The 22,638-nt window shown below is 72.9% G+C and carries 14 protein-coding genes; 4 read left to right on the plus strand and 10 right to left on the minus strand.

Annotated features, from left to right (window positions below):
- Positions 1 to 22: 22 nt before the first annotated feature.
- Positions 23 to 1,138 (minus strand): ADP-ribosylglycohydrolase family protein, encoded by a 1,116-nt coding sequence (locus B0675_RS06670; protein WP_081217820.1) that lies wholly within the window; start codon positions 1,136 to 1,138, stop codon positions 23 to 25.
- Positions 1,139 to 1,404: 266 nt separating this feature from the next.
- On the opposite strand from B0675_RS06670, the gene B0675_RS06675 reads away from it, so the two are divergent.
- The gene (locus B0675_RS06675; protein ID WP_241539904.1) at positions 1,405 to 2,214 is read left to right on the plus strand and encodes a helix-turn-helix transcriptional regulator; all 810 of its coding nucleotides are present in this window, start codon (positions 1,405 to 1,407) and stop codon (positions 2,212 to 2,214) included.
- Complete coding sequence (locus tag B0675_RS06680; protein ID WP_081217822.1) at positions 2,211 to 2,426, plus strand: DUF397 domain-containing protein; 216 nt, start codon at positions 2,211 to 2,213, stop codon at positions 2,424 to 2,426. Before B0675_RS06675 ends, B0675_RS06680 begins: the two co-directional genes overlap by 4 nt.
- Positions 2,427 to 2,429: 3 nt before the next feature.
- Here the strand turns inward: B0675_RS06680 and B0675_RS06685 are convergent, their stop codons facing one another.
- The 3 genes from B0675_RS06685 to B0675_RS06695 all read right to left on the minus strand — a co-directional run bounded on the left by B0675_RS06685 (position 2,430) and on the right by B0675_RS06695 (position 9,835).
- Positions 2,430 to 4,820, minus strand: a complete 2,391-nt coding sequence (locus tag B0675_RS06685) for a tetratricopeptide repeat protein (protein ID WP_347108198.1) — start codon at positions 4,818 to 4,820, stop codon at positions 2,430 to 2,432.
- Positions 4,821 to 5,003: 183 nt separating this feature from the next.
- Positions 5,004 to 7,109: a LamG domain-containing protein gene (locus B0675_RS06690; RefSeq protein WP_081221630.1), complete on the minus strand. Its 2,106-nt coding sequence runs from the start codon at positions 7,107 to 7,109 to the stop codon at positions 5,004 to 5,006.
- A gap of 131 nt (positions 7,110 to 7,240) precedes the next feature.
- Positions 7,241 to 9,835 carry a bifunctional FO biosynthesis protein CofGH gene (locus B0675_RS06695; RefSeq protein ID WP_081217823.1) on the minus strand — a complete coding sequence of 865 codons (2,595 nt, stop codon included), beginning with the start codon at positions 9,833 to 9,835 and terminating at the stop codon, positions 7,241 to 7,243.
- 198 nt (positions 9,836 to 10,033) lie between these two features.
- On the opposite strand from B0675_RS06695, the gene B0675_RS06700 reads away from it, so the two are divergent.
- Complete coding sequence (locus B0675_RS06700) at positions 10,034 to 11,578, plus strand: CehA/McbA family metallohydrolase (protein ID WP_081217824.1); 1,545 nt, start codon at positions 10,034 to 10,036, stop codon at positions 11,576 to 11,578.
- Positions 11,579 to 11,713: 135 nt separating this feature from the next.
- Here the strand turns inward: B0675_RS06700 and B0675_RS06705 are convergent, their stop codons facing one another.
- The 6 genes from B0675_RS06705 to B0675_RS06730 all read right to left on the minus strand — a co-directional run bounded on the left by B0675_RS06705 (position 11,714) and on the right by B0675_RS06730 (position 19,241).
- Complete coding sequence (locus tag B0675_RS06705; protein WP_081217825.1) at positions 11,714 to 13,183, minus strand: aldehyde dehydrogenase family protein; 1,470 nt, start codon at positions 13,181 to 13,183, stop codon at positions 11,714 to 11,716.
- Positions 13,180 to 14,910 carry a D-aminoacylase gene (locus B0675_RS06710; protein WP_081217826.1) on the minus strand — a complete coding sequence of 577 codons (1,731 nt, stop codon included), beginning with the start codon at positions 14,908 to 14,910 and terminating at the stop codon, positions 13,180 to 13,182. Before B0675_RS06710 ends, B0675_RS06705 begins: the two co-directional genes overlap by 4 nt.
- A 14-nt stretch (positions 14,911 to 14,924) precedes the next feature.
- The gene (locus tag B0675_RS06715; protein ID WP_081217827.1) at positions 14,925 to 16,043 is read right to left on the minus strand and encodes an LLM class flavin-dependent oxidoreductase; all 1,119 of its coding nucleotides are present in this window, start codon (positions 16,041 to 16,043) and stop codon (positions 14,925 to 14,927) included.
- A 98-nt stretch (positions 16,044 to 16,141) separates the two neighbouring features.
- A complete protein-coding gene (locus B0675_RS06720; protein ID WP_081217828.1) occupies positions 16,142 to 16,918 on the minus strand; it encodes a glucose 1-dehydrogenase in 777 nt (258 codons plus the stop codon).
- 10 nt (positions 16,919 to 16,928) lie between these two features.
- Positions 16,929 to 17,870: an LLM class F420-dependent oxidoreductase gene (locus tag B0675_RS06725; protein WP_081217829.1), complete on the minus strand. Its 942-nt coding sequence runs from the start codon at positions 17,868 to 17,870 to the stop codon at positions 16,929 to 16,931.
- 111 nt (positions 17,871 to 17,981) lie between these two features.
- Entirely contained in the window at positions 17,982 to 19,241 is a 1,260-nt protein-coding gene (locus B0675_RS06730) for an amidohydrolase family protein (RefSeq protein WP_081221631.1), read from the minus strand.
- 247 nt (positions 19,242 to 19,488) lie between these two features.
- On the opposite strand from B0675_RS06730, the gene B0675_RS06735 reads away from it, so the two are divergent.
- Positions 19,489 to 22,446: an AfsR/SARP family transcriptional regulator gene (locus B0675_RS06735; protein ID WP_081217830.1), complete on the plus strand. Its 2,958-nt coding sequence runs from the start codon at positions 19,489 to 19,491 to the stop codon at positions 22,444 to 22,446.
- Positions 22,447 to 22,638 lie beyond the last annotated feature (192 nt).

Consider the following 22,638-nt stretch of genomic DNA (forward strand, 5'->3'; position numbering starts at 1 on the left):
AGCGCCCCGGGCCCGCTCCGGCTCAGGCCCGCGGGTAGCGGGTGAGCCAGCCCGGGGAGGAGCCCGCGGGACCGTGCAGAGCGGGCCCCTGGGTCATCTCCATCGCGAAGTCGTCCGCGAGGACCAGCACCGAGGGGCGGCCCTCCAGTTCGGCCAGCCAGGCCGGCGGGAGGGCCGTCTCGCCGTGCAGGGCGCCCAGCAGGCCGCCGGTGAGGGCACCGGCCGCGGCGGAGGGACCGCCGTGGTTCACGGCGAGGCACAGGCCGTGCCGGACGTCGTCGCCGACGAGCACGCAGTACACCGCGGCGGCGAGCAGTCCCTCCGCGGTGCCGTCCCCGGCGAGTTCCTCGACCCGGCCCGGGGAGGGCATGCCCTGCCGTACGGCCCCCAGGGCGTGCTGGAGGGCGTCGGTGACCTGTTGCTGCCCGGGGCGCCCCGCGAGCAGCGCGAGGGCCTGCTGCACGGCCGCGTCGAGGCTCTCCCCGCGGGCCAGCGCGTGCACGACGACGGCGTACGCGCCCGCCGACAGGTAGGCCGTGGGGTGTCCGTGGGTCTGCGCGGCGCACTCGACGGCGAGCTGCATCACGAGCTGGGGCTCCCAGCCGACGAGCAGGCCGAAGGGCGCGGAGCGGGCGGTGGCCTCAGGGCCCGTCTCTCCGGGGTTCTTGGGCGCGTCCAGCGTGCCCATGATGTCGTCGCCGAGGCCCAGCAGGCAGGACCTGGCCGGATCGCGGCGGGCGTAGAGCCACTCCTCGCGGGCCAGCCAGCCGTCCTCCTTGCGCCGCTCGTCGGGGCCCCAGTCGCTCTGGGTGGCCGCCCACCGGCGGTAGGCGCGGTGCACGTCGGTCGGCGGGTGCCAGGCTCCGGTGTCCCGGCGGACCTGCGCGCGGACCAGTCCGTCGACGCTGAACAGGGTGAGCTGCGTGAGGTGGGTGACGGCGCCGCGTCTGCCGTACGCCGGGGCCAGGTCGAGGAGGCCCTCCGCGCCGTGCGCCGCCCGGATCCCCTCCAGGGAGAGCGCGTCGACGGGCGCGCCCAGGGCGTCGCCGACGGCCGCGCCGAGCAGCGTCCCGCGCACCCGGCTGCGGAAGTCCTGCTGCTCCGCACGCCCCCAGACGGCACCGGCTGTCGCAGCCACCGAGACCTCCTCAGGCACCGTCCGCACGTCCGACAGTTCAGCACTGTAATCGAACGGGAACGGTCGGTTGAGGTCGCGGATCCAGATGCTGGATGTGACGCGAGCGGAAGTAAGCGGTCTCGTACGGACGGCGCGATTGATCTTTCCCCTCTCGTCACTCTGAGTGGTCATTTCTGGCTAGCCTGAACGGCGTTGGGGCCGGTATGGGCGATACAGGCGATACGACGGGTACGGGCGACGCGGCTGAAGGGGGCGGGATGGGCGATGTGGAGGACGAGGAGGCCGCTGCCGTACTCAGGGCGGTAGGCCGGCAGATCAAGTCCTGGCGGGAGGCGGCCGGTCTGCGGCAGGCCGAGTTCGGCGCGGCCATCGGCTACGGCGAGGAGATGGTCTCGTCGGTGGAACGGGGCCGCCGGGCGCCGAAGCCCGAGTTCCTGGACAAGGCCGACGACGTGCTCGGCGCCGCCGGGAAGATCTCCGCAATGCGCAGGGACGTGGAGGAGGCGCGCTACCCGAAGAAGGTCCGGGACCTGGCCAAGCTGGAGGAAGAGTCGGTCGAGTTGGGGGCGTATGCCAACCACAACATGCACGGCCTGCTCCAGACGCCCGAGTACACCCGGGCGTTGTTCGCGATGCGCGCGCCGTCGTTCTCCGAGGACGAGATCGACCGACAGGTCTCGGCTCGCATGGCGCGCCAGGCCGTCTTCGAACGCCGGCCCGCGCCGTTCCTCACTTTCGTCCAGGAAGAGGTGACGCTTCGACGGCCGATCGGGGGCAGAGTTGTCCTGCGGCACCAGCTGGAACACTTGCTGAAGATCGGCAGGTTGCGGCACGTCGCGCTCCAGGTGATGCCGACCGACCGTGAGGATCACGCGGGCATGGGCGGACCGCTCCAGTTGCTGAAACTCCACGGCGGCAAGGCGCTGGGGCACTCGGAGGCCCAGCTGCACAGCCGCCTGATCAGCGACCCGCGGGACGTCCAGATCCTGGAGATGCGCTATGGAATGATCCGGGCGCAGGCTCTCCCGCCTCGGGAGTCACTGGCCTTCATCGAGAAAGTGCTGGAGGAGACATGACCGCCACCGCCTCGCTTTCCGGGACCGACTCCACGCTGTCCTGGTTCACGAGCAGCTACAGCAGCAACGACGGACCTGAATGCGTGGAGGTCGCGATAGCCACCTCTCGGGCCACCGTCCACGTCCGTGACTCCAAGGACGTGCACCGCGCCTGTCTCACGTTCTCCGACGGCACGTGGTCGGACTTCCTGGCGTTCACCGCCGGGCGCTGAGGCTCACTCCGCCTCGGCGGCCCGGGCCTGGATCACCGTCCGGCGGCTCAGCGCCCACGCGTATCCGGGCCGCAGGGCGAGCGCCCGGTCGAGATCCGCGAGCGCCTCGGCGTGATGGCCCAGTTCGCTGCGGGAGACGGCGCGGCTCGCGTACGCCGACGCGTAGTCCGGGTCGAGGGCAACGGCCCGGTCGTACTCGGCCAGCGCCTCCGCGTGCCGTCCCGCGACGCGCAGCGCGTCGCCCCGCTCACAGGCGCCCCACGCCCAATCGGGCTGGAGGGCCACGGCCCGGTCGAGGTCCGCCATCTGCCGGTCCTCCTCGCCGAGTGCGCGCCACACCCGGGCCCGGCGGGCCAGCGCCCACCCGTACTCGGGCTTCAGCTCCACCGCCCGGCCCAGATCGACGAGAGCCTCGTGGAGTTCGCCGCGGCTCAGCCGGGTGGCGCCGCGGGACGCCCAGGCGAAGTCGCGGGAGGGGTCGAGAGCAATGCCCCGGTCCAGGTCGGCGAGTGCCGCGTCGTAGTCCCCGAGGGCCCGGTGGTACTCACCCCTGACGGACAGCGCCCGTCCGTCGTCGGGAGCCAGGGCGAGCGCCCGGTCCAGGTCGGCGATCCCGCCCGCGTAGTCGCCGGACTCGGCCCGTGTCATGGCTCTGCCGCGATAGGCGCGAACCAGCCCGGGATCGAGCGCGAGCGCCCGGTCGTACTCCGCCGTCGCCTGCCCGTACGCACCGTCGTGCCGCAGGACACTGCCGCGTACCGAGCGCGCGACGGCCTCGACCTCGGGGCCGAATCCCGCGCGGTTCAGCAGGAGTTCGAGGGCCGCGGCCTGTCCGCCGTCCTCCAGCGCGTGCCACAGGTCGCTCCCCCAGCGGGCCGGCGTCTCGGCCTCGGCGTCCCGGCCGGCCTCAGCCAGCGCCCGCGCCCACTGACGGGCGGGCACCTCACCGGCGTCGCAGGCGTACACGACGTCGCGGAGCACTACCGGCAGCGCGGTCCGGGGCGCGGCGCAGAGCAGGTGGTACGACTCGGCGAGCCTCATCTCGCGCCACCCGTCCCAGGTCCACAGCTCGTCCTCGTTCTCGCCCGTCTCGGCCTCCCGCCGCCACCTGCCGAAGGTCTCCGCGAGTCTCGTGTGCCGCCCGGTCCAGCCGCGCGGCGACCGGAGCCGCTGGGAGCGCAGCATCGGCGCCCGTACGACGTCGTGGTACTGGATGCCGCCGCCGCGCTCGGTGACGAAGGGCAGGCCGCGCAGCCAGTCGTACAGGGCGTCGGCCTCCTCCTCGGGGCGTTCCGCGGCCGCGCGGAAGACGTCGGCGTCCAGGCGCCTCGGGAAGGCGCAGCCGAGGGCGACGGAGCGGTGCACGGGGTCGTGCTCCCACTTGAGGAAGCTGTCGACGGCCGTGGCGCTCGGGTCGCCGACGTCGTCCGGGTCGGCCGGGCGGGTCTCGGCGAGGGTCGAGACGAGGACCGGCAGGCGTCCGGTGAGGCGCAGGATCTCCTCGACGACCGGTTCCGCGACCACGCCCCGGCCGGCGAGCACTTCGCGCGCCTCCTGCTCGGTGAACGGCAGCAGGGGCATCTCGGCCACCGAGTCCGAGCAGCCTCCCCAGCGGTCCAGGTCCAGCGGGCTCCGGCCCGCCGTCACGACGACCACGTTCCCGGGCATGACGCCGTGGCGTTCCAGGGCCATCGTCGCGTGCAGCCAGGCGTCGAGGAAGAGACCGGTCCGCTCGTACGTGTCGAAGAACAGGACCTGGCGGGGGAACCGGCCTGCGGCGCGGGCCAGTTCCTCCAGCAGCACCGGGGTGAGGACCTCTTCGGGCGACATGACGAGCCGTACGTCGTCCCGGCTGCGGAAGTGTGCGCTCAGCCCGGCCCGCATCCGGTCGGCGGCGCCCGCGAGTTGGCCCGGATCGACGGCCCCGGCGAAGGGCCCGACACCGGGGACCATGCCGAGACCCACGAGGCCGGCCCGCGCCAGGGCCGTCCCGGCGGCGGAGGGCTCGCCCGGGGCCGCCTCCCGGGTCAGCGAGTCCGCCTCGTGGCGCCGCTCGCGGTACCGCTCCAGCAGCCGCTCCAGCTCCTTGAGCCGGCGTCCCTGACGGGCGAACCCGGCGCAGACCGTCTCCATCGCCTCGGGCACGCTGCCGGTGCTCTCGTCCACGTACGCGGTCAGTGCCCCGGCCTCGCGCGCGAGCTGCTCCAACTCACGGACGAGGAACGTCTTCCCGACTCCGGCGTTGCCGTGCACGTGGAACAGGAACCGCCGCCCCGGATCCCGCACCGGCACGTCGAAGTTCCGTAGGAAGGCGGCGCGTTCGGCCCCCCGCCCGACGAACGAGAGCCGCCTGCGCTCCTCGATCAACTCCTGCATCGACGGCTGCGCGCCCACCCTGCGTCCCTTCTCTCCCCCGCCGGTCCGCCCGGACCACGCGTCCAGTCTCACCCAACTCGCCCGCGTGGAAGGGTGATCGGCCGGCACCGGACGGACGGCGGCCCGCCGGAACGCGGTTCCGGCGGGCCGTCGTACGGTCGGTACGCAGACGTCAGCGCGCCACACTCGGGTGGATGCGGCTCAGCAGACGCAGGGGTCCGTGCCCCAGCCCAGACCGCCGACGTCCTCCAACGCCCCGGCGTAGGCCTGCACCTCGTCCACGTCACCGTGCAGGTACTCGCCCCAGCCACCGTCGACCTTGCCCCGTCCGATCTGGAGGGGACCGGTGCTACGCCAGCCGTTCGCGAAGGCGGCCGGTTCCTCCGCGCCGACGGTGCCGTCCAAGGAGAGCTTGATCGTGTCGGACGCGTCGTCGTAGACCACGGCGAGGCGGTGGCCCTGGCCCTCGCCGCCGTCCGCGCCCTCGATCTGGGACACCACCTTCTCGGGCGCTCCCGCCTCGTCCCGCACCGGCATCACCAACTGCCAGGTGTGCGTGGAGGGGACGTAGCGCAGCTTGAAGGCGTCCGTGTGCTCGCCCGCCTGCGAGAGCACCGTCATCGGGTGGGCCGGCTCGGAGTCCGCCAGGCGCACCACGACTCCGAGCGTGAAGCTGTCCCCCGTGTCCACGACCGGACCGTCCGTGGCCGCGTACCCGGTTTCGCCGTCCAGGCGCAGGTGTCCTTCGCCGACCAGCGCCGGGGGCACGGGGGTGCAGTCGGGGTCCAGCTCCGGGATGCAGGAGCTGTCGGAGCCGTTGTAGATCGTCGCCCCGGTGCCGAGCCGCAGCGGTGTGCCGTCCGACTGCTCGGGGCTCACACCGTCCGTCGCGTTCTCCAACGACCAGTGACCGAGCAGCTTCGGCTTGCGCTGTGCCAGTTCGGCAGCCTCGCCCGGCACCACGACCCGGTCGTGGACCCGGACGTCACCGACCTCGCCGTGCCACCGGTCGCGGTAGCCGGCGGTGCCCCGGGCGCGGCCGATCTGGAAGGCGCCGGACGCCTCGGTGGGCGTCGCGTCCGCCGCGGTTCCGACCTCGTGGCCGTTGACGTAGAGCCGTGCCTTGCCGGTCTCCGCGTCGTACAGGCCCAGCACGTGAGCCCATTCACCGGTCTCGGGCGCTCCGCCCGTGATCCGGCTGCCGCCGATCGCGAAGGACCAGGCGGGGCCGGAGTCCTCGGCCCGGAGGCCGAGGGTGAAGCCCGGCTTCCCGGCCGCGTCCTGGCTGGCGACCGTCATCGTGCGGCCGGTCTCGGCGGGGCGCACCCAGGCGCTCACCGCGAAGGACGCGCGAAGGTCGGTGGCCGGGACGTCCGGGGTGAGGAAGCCGTGGCCGGTGCCGTCGAGGCTCACGGTGGCGGTCGCCTCCGTGCCCGAGGGGGCCGGGCCGCCGAAGGTCACGCCGGTGCCCGCGCGGGCAGCGGTGCCGGTCTCTGCCGCGGCGGAGCGGGAGCCGGCCGGGTCGTCGAGTGTCCAGCGGGCGACGGGGGCGCGCCCCTCCTTCACGTTGAACTCGTACCGTGTCTCTCCGCTGCTGCGCCCCGCTCGGTCGATCGCGCGGACCGTGAGCCACTTGGGGCCCGAGGTGAGCGGCAGGTACGGGAGGGTGACGGCCGCACCCGGACGGTCCGCCGCCACGGTGCCGTAGGGGCCACCGGGGAAGCCGTACGAGTACGCGACGACGTCGTCCGAGGGCGAGTCCATCGTGAAGTGGCCGTAGACGCCGACGCCGTCCACCCAGAAGACGTCGTCGGGGTTGGGGTACTCGGGCGAGGTGATCGTGGCCTTCTCCGGGTTCACGTCGTCGTAGACGAACGAGCACACCGAGCCGTCGCCCTCGTCGCTCCACGGCGAGGTCGCCTTGCCGTCGTTCGCCCGGACGTGCCAGGAGATGCTGGTGTTCGCCGGGATGTCGGAGGGCACGGTCCAGTACTGGGGCGATCCCGAACCCAGGGTGATGGTGGTGTACGTGCGGCGCTGCTCCGCGCCCGACGCATCGGTCCACCAGGCCTCGAACTCACCCTGGACCGGGCTGAACTCGGACGGCTGTTTGTCCTCCTCCGGGTCGAACAGCACGGCGTTCAGCCGGGGCGGCTGCGAGACGTACACCGTGTCGTCCCCCGTGGCGCAGGCCTTCCCGCCCGTCTGGAGATCCTTCACCAGCGGCTGCTTCGGCGGCAGGTTGTCCACCGCGTTCGCCGTGCCCGCGGCGCCCGCCAGCAGCGCGGTCGCGCAACCCGCCACCAGCAGCCGTCTGCGTCTGCCGGTCCTTCGGAATGTGTTCAAGTGGCCCTCCCCTGTTCGCGCTTGACGCCCGTGGATCACACGGGCGGCAAGAAGCTAACAGGGGTCACTGACAGCAATGAAAGGGTTTTCTGTCACTCCAGCACCGGCAGCAGCTCCGGCAGGTGGCCGTCCGAGGCCGCCGCCGCCCGCTGCCGTTCCTCCGGGACCTCGCCGTAGGTCGTCGTGCGGGGCCTGGCCGGGCGGCCCGCCGCCTCGGCGACCGCGATCAGGTCCTTGACCGACTTGTAGGAGCCGTAACTGGAGCCCGCCATACGGGAGATGGTCTCCTCCATGAGGGTGCCGCCGAGGTCGTTCGCGCCGGAGCGGAGCATCTCGGCCGCGCCCTCGGTGCCCAGCTTGACCCAGCTGGTCTGGATGTTGGGGATGTGCGGGTGCAGCAGGAGGCGGGCCATCGCCATGACCGCGCGGTTGTCGCGGGTCGTCGGGCCGGGGCGGGCGATGCCGGCCAGGTAGACGGGGGCGTTGGTGTGGATGAAGGGGAGGGTCACGAACTCCGTGAAGCCGCCGGTCTGCTGCTGGATGCGGGAGAGCGTGCGGAAGTGGCCGAGCCAGTGCCGGGGCTGGTCGACATGCCCGTACATCATCGTGGAGGACGAGCGGATGCCGAGTTCGTGGGCCGTGGTGACGACCTCGATCCAGGTCGCCGTGGGCAGCTTGCCCTTCGTCAGGACCCAGCGCACCTCGTCGTCGAGGATCTCGGCGGCGGTGCCGGGGATGGTGTCGAGGCCGGCCTCCTTGGCGGCGGTCAGCCACTCGCGGATGGACAGGCCGGTGCGGGTCGCGCCGTTCACCACCTCCATCGGGGAGAAGGCGTGCACGTGCATGCCGGGGACCCGCTCCTTGACGGCCTTGGCGATGTCGAAGTAGGCGGTGCCCGGCAGATCCGGGTGGATGCCGCCCTGCATGCACACCTCGACCGCGCCCACGTCCCACGCCTGGGCGGCGCGGTCCGCGACCTGGTCCAGGGAGAGCGTGTACGCGTCGGCGTCGGTGCGGCGCTGGGCGAACGCGCAGAAGCGGCAGCCGGTGTAACAGACGTTGGTGAAGTTGATGTTGCGGGTGACGATGTAGGTGACGTCGTCGCCGACCGCGGCCCGGCGGACGTCGTCGGCGATCCGGCAGAGGGCGTCGAGTGCCGGGCCGTCGGCGTGCAGCAGGGCGAGCGCCTCGTCGTCGGTCAGCTTCGTCGGGTCGTCGGCCGCCGTGGCCAGTGCCGAACGGACGTCGGTGTCGATGCGGGACGGCACCATGCCGGGGGCGGCCGCCTCCCGCAGGGCCTCCCAGTCGCCGTACACCGCGTCGAAGTCGTCGCGGCGGTCGCCGGTGCGGCCCTCGGTGTCGATGGTGTGGTGCAGGTCGGTGCGGCCGGAGGCGGTGAAGGCCTCCTCGGGTTCCTGCCAGGGGTGGCCCTCGACGACCGCGTCCGGGAGCGCGAGGCCCGTCTCCGGGTCGGCGAGCGCGCGGACGTGCGGCAGCAGGCGCGGGTCCAGCCAGGGCTCGCCGCGCTGCACGAACTCGGGGTAGACGCAGAGGCGTTCGCGGAGCTCGAAGCCCGCCTCGGAGGACTGCTCGCGCAGCAGCTCGATCTGCGGCCAGGGTCGTTCGGGGTTGACGTGGTCGATGGTGAGCGGGGAGACCCCGCCCCAGTCGTCGATGCCGGCGCCGATCAGCCGTCCGTACTCGCTGTCGACGAGGTTGGGCGGTGCCTGGAGGCAGGCGGCCGGGCCCATGATGTGCCGGGCGACGGCGACGGTGGCGATCAGTTCGTCCAGTTCGGCGTCCGGCATCCCGCGCATCGCGGTGTCCGGCTTGGCGCGGAAGTTCTGGATGATCAGTTCCTGGATGCCGTGGTAGGCGCGGGAGATCCGGCGCAGCGCGAACAGCGAGTCGGCGCGCTCCTCGTACGTCTCGCCGATGCCGATGAGCAGTCCGCTGGTGAAGGGGACGGAGGAGCGGCCGGCGTCCTCCAGGACCCGCAGCCGGACGGCGGGCTCCTTGTCCGGGGAGCCGTGGTGGGGGCCGCCGGGCTCGGACCACAACCGGGTCGCGGTGGTCTCCAGCATCATGCCCATCGACGGCGCGACGGGCTTGAGCCGCTGGAAGTCGGTCCACGACATGACACCCGGGTTGAGGTGCGGCAGCAGGCCGGTCTCCTCCAGGATGCGGATGGAGATGGCCCGTACGTACGCGATCGTGTCGTCGTACCCGTGCGCGTCCAGCCATTCGCGGGCCTCGGGCCAGCGGTCCTCGGGCTTGTCGCCGAGGGTGATCAGGGCTTCCTTGCAGCCGAGTTCGGCGCCCCGGCGGGCGATGTCGAGGACCTCGTCGGGGGACATGAACATCCCGTGGCCGGCCCGGCGCAGTTTGCCGGGGACGGTGACGAAGGTGCAGTAGTGGCACTTGTCCCGGCACAGCCGGGTGAGCGGGATGAAGACGCTCTTGGAGTAGGTGATGACGCCGGGGCGGCCGGCCGCGTCGAGGCCGGCGTCCCGTACCCGGGCGGCGGAGGCCGTCAGGTCGTCGAGGTCCGTGCCGCGGGCCTGGAGCAGCACCGCGGCCTCGGTCACGTCGAGCGCGACGCCGTCCCTTGCGCGCTTGAGCGCACGCCGCATGGAGTTCGCCGTCGGCCCGGATCCGGGAGTCGCGCCCGTCGCGGAGGTCGTCATCCTTCGAGCATACGATCGCGTTGATCAGGCGTTACAGGGCATGGCCGATTCCGTGCGCGCCGCGTCTCGTTACGGAGGGGCACCGGTGCCGCTCACCTTCCCGTGCCCCGGTGTTCACGGCCGGACAGCAGTCTTGCCGGTGCCGGCCCCCTGCCCGAACATGTCATGTCACTGCCACGCCGATCCCGGGAGCAGCCCATGTGCGACGACGACCACGGAATCGGTATGCCACGGCGTGCCCTGTTCGTGACGGGAGCGGCCGCGGCCCTTACGTTGGGAAGCGTGACCTTCGCGAGCGGCGCCGACGCGGCCGGCGGACCGGGCACCCCGGCCTCCGGCACGGAGACCCGGACGGTGCGCGGCACCCTGCCCACCGGTTCGCCGGACTTCGTGTACCTGCCGGTCGAAGTCCCGCGCGGGGTGCGGGAGATCAAGGTCGCCTACACCTACGAGAAGCCGTCGGTCCCGGCCGGCACCGCGGGCAACGCCCTGGACATCGGCATCTTCGACGAGCGCGGCACCGACCTCGGCGGCCGGGGCTTCCGCGGGTGGTCGGGCGGCGCGCGCTCCGAGTTCTTCCTGCGCGGCGACGACGCGACCCCCGGCTACCTCCCCGGCCCCGTCCGGCCCGGCACCTGGCACATCGCGCTCGGCCCGTACACGGTGGCACCGCAGGGGCTCACGTACGAGGTCACGGTCACCCTGACGTACGGGGAGCAGGCCGTGACGCCGAAGCCGGTGTACCCGCCCGCCCGTGCCCGGGGCCGCGGCCGCGCCTGGTACCGCGGCGACTGCCATCTGCACTCCTGGTACTCGGACGGCCGCCGCACCCCGGCGGAGATCGCCGCGCTGGCGCGCGCCGCGGGCCTGGACTTCATCAACTCCTCGGACCACAACACCCACTCCTCGCACCCGCACTGGGCGGACCAGGCCGGTGACGACCTGCTGATCCTGCTCGGCGAGGAGATCACCACCCGCAACGGCCATGTGCTGGCCCTCGGCACCGACCCGGGCACCTTCGTCGACTGGCGCTACCGGGCCCGTGACAACCGCTTCGGGAAGTTCGCCCGCCGTGTCCGGGAGGCGGGCGGACTCGTCGTGCCGGCCCATCCGCACGCCACCTGCATCGGCTGCGGCTGGAAGTTCGGCTTCGGCGAGGCGGACGCGGTCGAGGTGTGGAACGGCCCGTACACCCCCGACGACGAGATCGCCCTGGCCGACTGGGACAACATGCTCGTCGCAGCGGTCCGGAGCGGCGGTCACGGCTGGCTCCCGGCGATGGGCAACAGCGACGCCCACCGCGACCCCGACCAGGTCGGCACCCCGCAGACGGTCGTGCTCGCCGAGGACCTGACCCGCGAGGCCGTCCAGGCGGGCCTGCGCGCGGGCCGCTCCTACGTCGCCGAGTCGCAGCTGGTCTCCCTCGCGTTCACCGCGTCCGGCGCCCGGGGCGAGCACGCGGGGATCGGGGAGCGGCTGAAGGTCGCCCCGGACACCCCGGTCACCGTCCGCGTGGAGGTCGCCGGCGCCCCGCGCTGCACGGTCCGCCTGGTCACCGACGAGGGTCTGCTGTTCACCTCCGACCCGCTGCCGGTGTCCGGGGCGGGCACGGTGGAGTGGCGCACGACGGCTGCCTACGCGGCGTACGTGCGCGCGGAACTGCGCCACGAGGCGGCGGCGGGGCCGCTGCCGGGCGCGCTGGCGGCGTTCACGAACCCGATCTTCCTGGGAGGCGCCCCATAGCCGGCTCCCCCTCGACGGCCGGACCCGCGGGGTGGTCCGCCGAGGGACCGGCGGGCTCCTCCGGTACGGCGGCGGGTGCCGTCGCACCGGGGTGCCGACGTCACCGGCCGACGACCGCGGGCCGAGCCCCTCGCCTCACCCCGGCCAGACGATCGCCTGGGTCTCGCTGTACGCGTGCAGGGCGTAGGACCCCACGTCCCGGCCGACGCCGCTCTTCTTGAAGCCGCCGAAGGGGGCCTCCATGTTGCGGCCGACGGTGTTGACGCCGACGCCGCCCGCGCGCAGCCGGCGGGCCACCCGGAAGGCGCGGGCGACGTCGCCGGACCAGACGTAGTCGATGAGGCCGTAGTCCGAGTCGTTGGCGAGGGCGACCGCCTCGTCCTCGTCGTCGAAGGGCAGGACCACGACGACCGGCCCGAAGATCTCCTCGCGGACCACCCTCATGTCGGGGGTGCAGTCGGCGAGCAGGGTCGGGGCGACGTAGAACCCGGTGTCCAGGGGCGGCCGTTCGCCGCCCGCCACCACCCGGGCACCCTCCTTGCGGCCGAGTTCGACGTAGGCCTCGACGCGGTCGCGGTGGGCCGCCGAGATGACCGGGCCGACCACCGTGCCCTTCTCCCGGGGATCACCCACCTTCACGTGACCCGCGTAGGCGCCAAGTCGCTGTACGAGGAGGTCGTGCGCGCCGCGCTGGACCAGGACCCGGGTCGGCGCGGTGCAGATCTGTCCGCTGTAGAAGGAGAAGGTCGTGCCGATGCCGGCGACGGCCGAGGCCAGGTCGGCGTCGTCGAACACGACGGCGGCGCCCTTGCCGCCCAGCTCCATCAGCTGGCGTTTCATGCCGCGCCCGCACACCTCGGCGATCCGCTGTCCGACGACGGTGGAGCCGGTGAAGCTGACCATGTCGACGTCCGCGGAGTCGACCGCGGCCTCGCCCGACTCGGGCGTGGAGCCGCTCACCACGTTCACCACTCCCCGGGGCACCCCCGCCGCCTCCAGCGCCTCGGCCATCCGGTACACGGACAGCGGGTCCTGCGGCGCCGGTTTCACCACCACGGTGTTGCCCATCGCGAGCGCGGGTGCGATCTTGCCGGCCGGGTTGGCCCACGGGTTGTTGTACGAGGTGATGCAGGTGACCACGCCGACGGGCTGGCGCACCGCGAGCGCGCCCATGACGGCGGCCGCACCGAACGGGCCCGCCTCGTTGATCTGCGGCGGCAGCGGCTGCTCGACCGGTTCGGGCCGCGCGTAGCGGCGGAACCGCGCCGCCCCGACCCCCACCTGCATCCCGCGCGCCGTGCCCGTGGTGGCGCCGCTCTCGGCCTGCGCGAGGTCGGCGTACGGGACGAGGTGGCGCCCGATGTGGTCCGCCGCGCGGGCGAGGACGGCGCCCCGTTCCTCCGCGGGGGTGCGCGACCAGGGCCCGAACGCCTCGCGGGCCGCGGCCGCCGCCGCGTGCACCTGGGCCCGGGAGGCCTCGGGGGCGAGCCCGACGACCCGCTCGGTCGCCGGGTCGGTCACCTCGTAGAACCCGTTCTCCGGTGCCACCCAGGAGCCGCCGATGAACAGGCGCTGCTCCCCGTGCCCTCCCCCGGCGCCCGTCACCGGGTGCTCACCGTGTGGGTGTCGCGGCCCGAGCGGAGCACCGTCCCCGGCACCGCGCCGGTCACCACGTCGTCCCGGATCGACTCGACGCCGTTGACCCACACGGCCCGTACGCCGATCGCCCGGGAGTCGAGCCGGGGGCTGTCGCCCGGCAGGTCGTGCACGAGGGTGGCCTTGCCGGCGTCGATGCGCTCCGGGTCGAACAGCACCAGGTCGGCGTGGAAGCCGACCTCGACGCGTCCGCGCTCCCGCAGCCCGAACAGCCGTGCCGGGTCGTCCGTGAGCATCTTCACCGCCTGCTCCAGGGAGGCGAGCCTGCGGCCGCGCAGACAGTCGCCGAGGAACCGGGTGGTGTACGGGGCCCCGCACATCCGGTCGAGATGGGCGCCGGCGTCGGACCCGCCGAGCAGGACGTCGGGGTGCTGCCAGGTCTCGGCGCGCAGCGCCCAGGAGTCGGGGTCGTTGTCGGTCGGCATCGGCCACAGGACCGTGCGCAGGTCGTCGGCCGCGCAGATCTCCACCAGGCAGGCGAAGGGTTCCTGACCGCGTTCGGCGGCGATGTCGCGGACCACCCGCCCGGTCAGGCCCTCGTTGGCGGCGCTGTAGGTGTCGCCGATGACGTAGCGGCCGAAGTCGGCGAGCCGTCGGAAGACGCCCGCCTCCTTGCTGTTCGCGCGCCGCAGCATCTCGGCGCGGACCTCCGGTTCGCGGAGCCGCTCGATCCGCTCGGGGACGGGCAGTCCGAGGACCGGTCCCCAGCCGGGGATCAGGTTCAGCGCGCAGAAGGTGCCGAGCGACATGTTCATCGGGGTGAGGATCGGCATGGTGAGCGCGACGACCCGGCCGCCGGACTTGCGGGCGCGTTCGCTCGCCTCCAGCTGGCGCGGTACGCGCTCGGGGACGGCGGCGTCGATGGTCAGGACGTTCCAGTTGAGCGGCCGGCCCGCCGCGGCGCTCATCTCCGCGAACAGGTCGATCTCGGCGTCGCTGAACTGGTCGAGGCAGCCGGCCACGATCGCCTCGATCTGCGTGCCCTCGTGCTCCCCCACGGCCCGGGCGAGGGCGAGGAGTTCCTCGGGGCCCGCGTGCCGGGAGGCGACCGGGCGGCCGTCACCGTCGGAGTGGGTGGAGGACTGGGTCGTGGACAGGCCCCACGCGCCGGCGTCCATGGCCTGGTGGAACAGGGCGAGCATGGCGTCGAGCTGTTCCGCCGTCGGCCGGCCGCCCACCGCGTCGGCGCCCATCACGTACCGGCGCAGCGCGCAGTGCCCCACCATGAAACCGGCGTTGACGGCGATCCGCCCCTCCAGGGCGTCGAGGTACTCGCCGAAGCTGTGCCAGGTCCAGGGGGCGCCCTCCTCCAGCGCGACCAGGGACATGCCCTCGACCTTGGACAGCATGCGGCGGGTGTAGTCGGCGTCCTCGGGGCGGTCGGGGTGCAGCGGGGCGAGGGTGAACCCGCAGTTGCCGCCCGCGACCGTGGTGACCCCGTGATTGAGGGACGGGGTGGCGTAGGGGTCCCAGAAGAGCTGGGCGTCGTAGTGGGTGTGCGGGTCGACGAAGCCGGGGGCGAGGACGAGTCCGTGCGCGTCCTCGCCGGTCCGGGACGGCTCGGTGACCGAGCCGATCACGGCGATGCGGCCGTCCCGGATCCCGACGTCCGCGGTGTGGGCGGGCGCGCCGGTACCGTCCACGACGGTCGCGCCCTTGATCAGGTGGTCGAGCATCGCGGAAGTACCCCCTAGACGGCTTGGCGGAACCGGGTCGTGCGGTGCACCGGGTCCGTGTCGATCTTCGGAATGACGTGTTCGCCGATCAGCCGGATCGTCTGGAGGGTCTCCTCCTTGGGGACGCCGACGGGCAGTCCGAAGCTGAGCTGGTCGGCGCCGGCCTGCTCCCAGCGCTTGCACTGGCTGAGCACCTCGCCGGGGTCGCCGCAGATCAACAGCTCCTCCTGGATGAGGAGTTCGACGAACTCGGCGTTGTACTCCGGGAGGGTCTCCGGCCAGACGGGGAAGCCCTCGGGGCGCGGGAAGGTGTCGTGGTAGCGGAAGACGAGGGAGGGCAGATAGTGCAGTCCGCCGGCGACGGCGATGCGGATCGCCTCGTCGTGGGTGGGGGCGCAGATCGCGGTGGTGGTCACCATCACGTTGTCGTTGACGAAGTCGCCGATGGGTTCGGCGTTCACGACGGCGGTCTTGTACTGCTCCAGGACCCACTCCATGTCGGAGACCTTCTGCACGCTGAAGCCCAGCACGCCGAGCCCCTTGCGGGCGGCCATGGAGTACGAGGGCGGCGACCCGGCGGCGTACCACATCGCGGGGTGCGACTTCCCGTACGGCTTGGGCAGGATCTTGCGCGGCGGGAGCTGCCAGTGCTTGCCCTGGAAGCCGACGTACTCGTCCTGGAGCCACATCTTGGGGAACTCCCCGATGGTCTCCTCCCAGATCTCCTTCGTGTAGTTCATGTCGGTGATGCCGGGGAGGAAGCCGAGGATCTCGTGCGAGCCGGCGCCGCGCCCGGACCCGAACTCGAAGCGGTTGCCGGTGAGATGGTCGAGCATGGCGACCTTCTCGGCGACCTTCACCGGGTGGTTGACCTGGGCGAGCGGGTTGAAGATGCCCGAGCCCAGGTGGATGCGGTCCGTGGCGTGCGCCAGATAGCCGAGGTAGACGTCGTTGGCCGAGAGGTGCGAGTACTCCTCCAGGAAGTGGTGCTCGGAGGCCCAGGCGTACTTGAAGCCGGACTTGTCCGCCTGGATGACGTACTCGGTCTCCTCCATCAGCGCCTTGTGCTCCGCGAGCGGATCGGTCTCGGCCCGCTTGCCCACGTATCCCTGTACAAAGAGCCCGAATTCCAAGGAGGTTCACCGTCCCCATCCCGTTATCTGACGAACCGTCAGATCGTGTGAGCCGACTGTTCCACCGCGCGCATGGACCGTCAAGAGCTGATACGGCGTCAGAGAACGCTGACGCCCGCGAGCCAGCCCCCGTCGACCACGAACGGCTGCCCGGTGATGTACGAGGAGTCCTCGCCCGTCAGAAACAGGGCGAGCCGCGCCACGTCCTCGGGCCTGCCGATCCGGCCGAGCGGCACGAGTTTGCTGTAGAAGGCGTCCAGCGCCTGCGAGGCCTCCGCGCCGTCCGTGCCGGGCGAGAGCTGCGCCGGGTTGCTCATGGCCGTGTCGACGGCGCCCGGGCAGACCGCGTTGACGCGGATCCCCTTCTCGGCGAGTTCGAGCGCCGCCACCCGCGTGAGGCCCACGATGGCGTGTTTCGTCGCCGCGTAGGCGCCCACGTACGCCATGCCCGTGAGTCCCGTGAACGAGGCCGTGTTCACGATCGTGCCGCCGCCCGCCTCGGCGATCTCGGGCGCGAGGGTCCTGATCCCGAGGAACACGCCGATCTGGTTGACCTGCACGATCCGCACGAACTCGTCGAGGGGCGTGTCGACGAGCGCGTTGAAGCGCAGGATGCCGGCGTTGTTGACCAGTCCGTCGATCCGTCCGTACGCGGCCTTCGCCGAGCGCACCGCCTCCGCCCAGTCGGCCTCCTGGCTCACGTCCAGATGGACGTAGTGCGCGCCGATCTCCTTCGCCAGCGCCTCCCCCTGCTCGTCGAGCACGTCCGCGACGACGACGCGCGCGCCCTCCGCCACGAAGAGCCGCGCCTCCTGTTCGCCCTGCCCGCGCGCCGCGCCGGTGATGACGACGACGCGCCCGTCCAGCTTGCCCATGACCGACTCCCTAGTTGAGGTGGGGTGCGACGTCCGAGCCGAACGCCGCTATCTGGTCGAGGAGTTCGGCGCGGTCCCGGCTGCGGAACCGCACCTGGATCTGGTGCACGCCCATCGCGCCGTACGCCCGCAGCGACTCGGCGAGCGCCTCGGGCGCGCCGTGCAGCGTGCGGCGTCCGACCGCCCAGCCGGGCTCGCCGACGTAGAGCGGTTCGGTGATCGCGCCGACCGTGAGGGGTTCCTCGACGCCCGCCGCCTCGCGCAGTTCCCGCAGCCGGGCGATCTGGCCGGGCAGCCGGTCGCGCGGATCACCCTGCGGCAGCCAGCCGTCGCCGCGCAGGGCGGCCCGGCGGACGGCCGCGGGCGAGGAGCCGCCCACCCACACGGGCACCCGCTGCTGGGTGGGCCGGGGGCGCTGGCCGAGCCCCTCGAAGTCGTACGTCTTGCCGTGGTGGACGGGGAACTCGTCCGGCCCGAGCGCGGCGCGCAGCGCGTCGATCGTCTCGTCGAGGACGGCTCCCCGGTGGGTGAAGTCCGCTCCGACGGCGGTGAACTCCTCCTCCACGTGGCCGGCCCCGACCCCGAGGACGAGACGGCCGCCGGACAGGTGGTCGAGGGTCGCGTACTGCTTGGCGGTCACCAGCGGATGCCGGAGCCCGACGATCGCGACGTGGCTGAGCAGCCGCACCCGTTCGGTCACCGCCGCGAGGTGGGCGAGGGTGGCGACCGGGTCGTACCAGACGGTACTCATGGCGTCGGCGAGCCGGTGCGGGATGGCGACGTGGTCGCAGGCCGCGACGTAGGCGAAGCCGGCGCGGTCGGCGGCGCGGGCGATGTCGACGAGGTCCGCGGGTCCGGCGTCCGCCTCCCACGCCTCCGCGTACATGGTGCTCTGCGACTGGACCGGGAGCTGCATCCCGTACGCCAGCCGCCCTTCGGGCAGTACCTGCATGGGCCCGCACCCCTTATCTGACAGACCGTCATGTGACGGCTGTCGCCATCGTCGTAGCTGACGGTCCGTCAGACAAGGGGTCGGCGGACACCGGGGCCGCCGCCGGGTGCCTCAGCCGGCCCAGAGCCCTTCGGGGGTGAGCCCGAGGAGGTCGATCGCGTTGCGCCGGACGATCCGGTCGACCACGTCGGCGTCCAGGTGGCCCATCTGGGCCTCGCCGACCTCCCGGGACTTCGGCCAGGTCGAGTCGGAGTGCGGGTAGTCGGTCTCGTAGAGGACGTTGCCGACGCCGATCGCGTCGAGGTTCCTCAGTCCGAAGGCGTCGTCGAAGAAGCAGCCGTAGACGTGCTCGGTGAACAGTTCGGACGGCGGCCGGTGGACCTTGTCCGCGACACCGCCCCAGCCGCGGTTCTCCTCCCACACCACGTCGGCGCGCTCCAGGATGTAGGGGATCCAGCCGATCTGCCCCTCGGCGTACATCACCTTCAGGTTCGGGAAGCGCTCGAACTTGCCGCTCATCAGCCAGTCGACCATCGAGAAGCAGCAGTTGGCGAAGGTGATCGTGGAGCCGACGGCGGGCGGCGCGTCGGCCGAGGTCGACGGCATCCTGCTGCTGGACCCGATGTGCATGGCGATGACGGTGCCGGTCTCGTCGCAGGCGGCGAGGAAGGGGTCCCAGTCGTCGGTGTGCACGGAGGGCAGCCCGAGATGGGGCGGTATCTCGGAGAAGGCGACCGCCCGGACACCGCGCGCCGCGTTGCGCCGCACCTCCTCCGCCGCGAGCCGGGCGTCCCAGAGCGGGACGAGCGTCAGGGGTATCAGCCGCCCCCGGGCCTTCGGCCCGCACCACTCCTCCACCATCCAGTCGTTGTACGCCTTCACCCCGAGCAGCCCCAGCTCGCGGTCGTCCGCCTCGGTGAACGTCTGGCCGCAGAAACGGGGGAAGGTGGGGAAACACAGGGCGGACTGGACGTGGTTGACGTCCATGTCGGCGAGCCGCTCGGGCACGTCGTACGAGCCGGGGCGCATCTGCTCGTAGGTGATGATCTCCAGCTTGATCTCGTCGCGGTCGTAGCCGACGGCCGTGTCGAGGCGGGTGAGGGGGCGGTGCAGGTCCTCGTAGACCCACCAGTCGCCCACCGGGCCCTCGTCACCCGGGGCACCCATGACGGGCGCGAACTTCCCGCCCAGGAAGGTCATTTCCTTCAGGGGCGCCCGGACGATGCGCGGGCCGGTGTCCTGGTACTTCGCGGGCAGCCTGTCCCGCCAGACGTCGGGCGGTTCGACCGTGTGGTCGTCCACCGAGATGATCCTCGGAAAGGCGGTCCCGTCGTCCGCCGAGGGGCTCTGCGGGGATTCCGTGGTCTCCATACCGGCCACGGTAGCGCCGATCTGACGACCCGTCAGCTCCCTGTCGGGCCCGCTGTGGACGACCTCCGTCCGGCAAGTGATCGTGCGCGGAGCAGCGCGGATGACCGCGGGCGGGTGCGAAGGCCGTGTGAGGACCCTGTGGGGCAGCCGTGCCCCGCCCTGTGATCGCTGTCTCGCACGGCTGACGCATCCCCCGAGAACAAGGCAAACTGGCCTCGTTGTACTGACGTTCGGCAGGGGGACAGCGATGGACGGTGTGCCGCGGGTACCGGAGCAGCGGCGCCCGGGCTCCGAGGAGCCCGCCGCGTTGCGCTTCAGCGTGCTCGGACCGGTGCGCGCCTGGCTCGGCGAGGAAGCGTTGCCGGCGGGGTCCCCGCAGCAACGCGCGCTGCTGGCCGCGCTGCTGCTCCGCGACGGCCGCACGGCCACGGCCGCCGAACTGATCGACGCCCTGTGGGGCGACGAGCCGCCCTCCCAGGCCCTGGCCGCCGTCCGCACGTACGCCTCCCGGCTGCGCAAGGCGCTCGGCCCGGAGGTCCTGGTCAGCGAGTCCGGCGGCTACGCGATCCGCTCCCTCGGCGAGGGGGCGCTCGACCACACCCGCGCCCAGGAACTCGCCGGCCTCGCGGAGAAGGCGCGCGCCGAGGGCGACCTGCCCCGCGCCCGCGACCTGCTCCGGGACACCCTCGCCCTGTGGGACGGCGAACCCCTCGCGAGCATCCCCGGCCCGTACGCGGAGACCCAGCGGGCCCGGCTGGAGGAGTGGCGGCTGCAACTCCTGGAATCCCGCCTCGACATGGACCTGGAGCAGGGCGCTCACGCGGAGGCCGTCTCCGAACTCACCGCGCTGACCGCCGCACACCCGCTGCGCGAGCGGCTGCGGGAGCTGCTGATGCTGGCGCTGTACCGCTCCGGCCGGCAGGCCGAGGCCCTCGCGGTGTTCGCCGACACCCGGCGGCTGCTCGCCGACGAACTGGGGGTGGACCCGCGGGCGGGCCTGCGGGAGCTCCAGCAGCGCATCCTGCAGGCCGATCCCGGCCTCGCGGAACCCTCCGCACCGGCGGCCGAACCCGCCGCCGCTCCCGTGCGCCCCGCCCAGCTCCCGGCCACGGTGACCGACTTCACCGGGCGCGCCGCCTTCGTCCGGGAACTGAGCGACGTCCTCGCCGCCGCCTCCTCCGAGGAGGGCCGCGTCATGGCCGTCTCCGCGCTGGCGGGCATCGGCGGTGTCGGCAAGACGACCCTCGCCGTGCACGTGGCGCACCAGTCGCGCGGCGCCTTCCCCGACGGGCAGCTGTACGTCGACCTCCAGGGCGCCGGATCGCGGGCCGCCGAACCCGAGGCGGTGCTCGGCGCCTTCCTGCGGGCCCTCGGCACGGCGGACACCGCCATCCCCGACTCGCTGGAGGAGCGCTCGGCGCTGTACCGCTCGGTCCTCGACGGCCGCCGCGTCCTCGTGCTGCTCGACAACGCCCGGGACGCCGCCCAGGTGCGCCCGCTGCTGCCCGGCACCGAGGGCTGCGCCGCCCTGGTGACCTCCCGGATGCGGATGGTGGACCTCGCGGGCGCCCATCTCGTCGACCTCGACGTGATGTCCCCCGAGGAGGCCCTGCAGCTCTTCACGAAGATCGTCGGCCGGGAGCGGGTGGCGTCCGAGCGGGAGGCGGCGCTCGACGTGGTCGCCGCGTGCGGGTTCCTGCCGCTGGCGATCCGTATCGCGGCGTCCCGGCTCGCCGCGCGGCGCACCTGGACGGTGTCGGTGCTCGCGGCGAAGCTCGGCGACGAGCGGCGCCGGCTGGACGAGCTCCAGGCCGGCGACCTCGCCGTCAAGGCCACCTTCGAACTCGGCTACGGCCAGCTGGAGCCCGCCCAGGCCCGCGCCTTCCGGCTGCTCGGTCTGGCCGACGGCCCCGACATCTCCCTCGCGGCCGCGGCGGCCGTGCTCGACCTCCCGGCCGAGGACACCGAGGACCTCCTGGAGTCCCTCGTCGACACCTCGCTCCTGGAGTCCGCCGCCCCCGGCCGCTACCGCTACCACGACCTCGTCCGCCTCTACGCCCGATCCTGCGCGGAACGCGACGAACAGCCCCCGACGGAACGGGCGGCGGCGCTCTCCCGCCTGCTGGACTTCTACCTGGCCACGGCGGCGGGCGTGTACGCCCTCGAACGGCCGGGGGACCGGCTGGTGGACCATCTGGAGCCGACCCGGACGGAGGGCCTCGCCTTCGCCGACCGGAAGGCCTCCTGGGACTGGCTGTACTCGGAGGCCGTCCCGCTGCTCGCCTGCGTACGGCAGTCGGCCACCGGTCCGACGCTGCGCCGCGCCATCGACCTGCTGTGGGCGGCGGTGGACCTCGCCGAGTCCGGAGCCAACTCCAAGGAGTACGAGGCGGCGGCCGCGGCCCTGCGCGACGCCGCCCGCGGCGCCTCGGACACCCGCGCCGAAGGGCGCGCGGGCGTCGTCCTGAGCAACGCGCTCCTGTTCTCCGGGGTGTTCGACCAGGCGTACCGGGAGGCCCAGCAGGCACTCCGGCTCGCCGAGGCGTCCGACGACCCGCTGCCCTGCTGCTGGGCGGCGAACATCCTCGGCAGCATCGCCTTCTACCAGAAGCGCTATGCCGACGCGGAGGGCTACTTCAGCCGGGCCATCGAGGAGTTCCGCGGCTGCGGCGACCTCGCCGGGTCGGCGAGCCCGCTCTGCAATCTGTCGCGGCTGCACCTCGCGACGGGGCGGGCCGACAGCGCCGTCGTCCTCGCCGGCCAGGGCACCGAGATCTACGAGACCCTCGGCCACACCCTGCGCGTGGCCAACGGCCGCTACGCCCTCGGGATGGCCCTCGGCAAGAGCGGCCGGCATTCCGACGCCACGAGCGAGCTGGAGGAGGCGCTGCGGGTTTTCCGCGACAGCCGCCAGCGCCTCTGGGAGGGCATGGCCCTGTGCCGCCTCGCGGAGGTCGACCTCGACGCCCGCAAGCCGGCCCGCGCCGCGAGCAACGCGGAGATGGCGCTGACCGTGCTGCGGGGCATCGGGGGTGAGTGGCGCCGGGGCAACGTCCTGACCGTCCTGGGCAAGTCGCTGAGCGGCATCGGCCAGTCCGGCCGGGCGCAGGTCTGCTGGCGCGAGGCCCTGGAGATCTACGAGAAGCTGGACTCCCCGGAGGCCGCGGAGGTCCGCACCCTGCTGACCCCGGTCGCCGCCGCGTAGAGCCTGACGGGAGCGCTCGCCGCGAGGAGCCAGTCCGCAGCGGGCGTTCATCGTTCGTTTATCGCCACGCGGCAGTCTCTGTGTTGTCGATCCGTCGCGTCGGGGGGCAGACGGACCGCCGAAGTGGTCGCCGAACTCGCAGTCTAGGGTGGGCGATCCGAGTGGCCCGCCCGGCCGTCCTCGGGGGAATGG

This window comes from Streptomyces sp. M41(2017) (assembly GCF_002078175.1).
GTDB lineage: Bacteria > Actinomycetota > Actinomycetes > Streptomycetales > Streptomycetaceae > Streptomyces.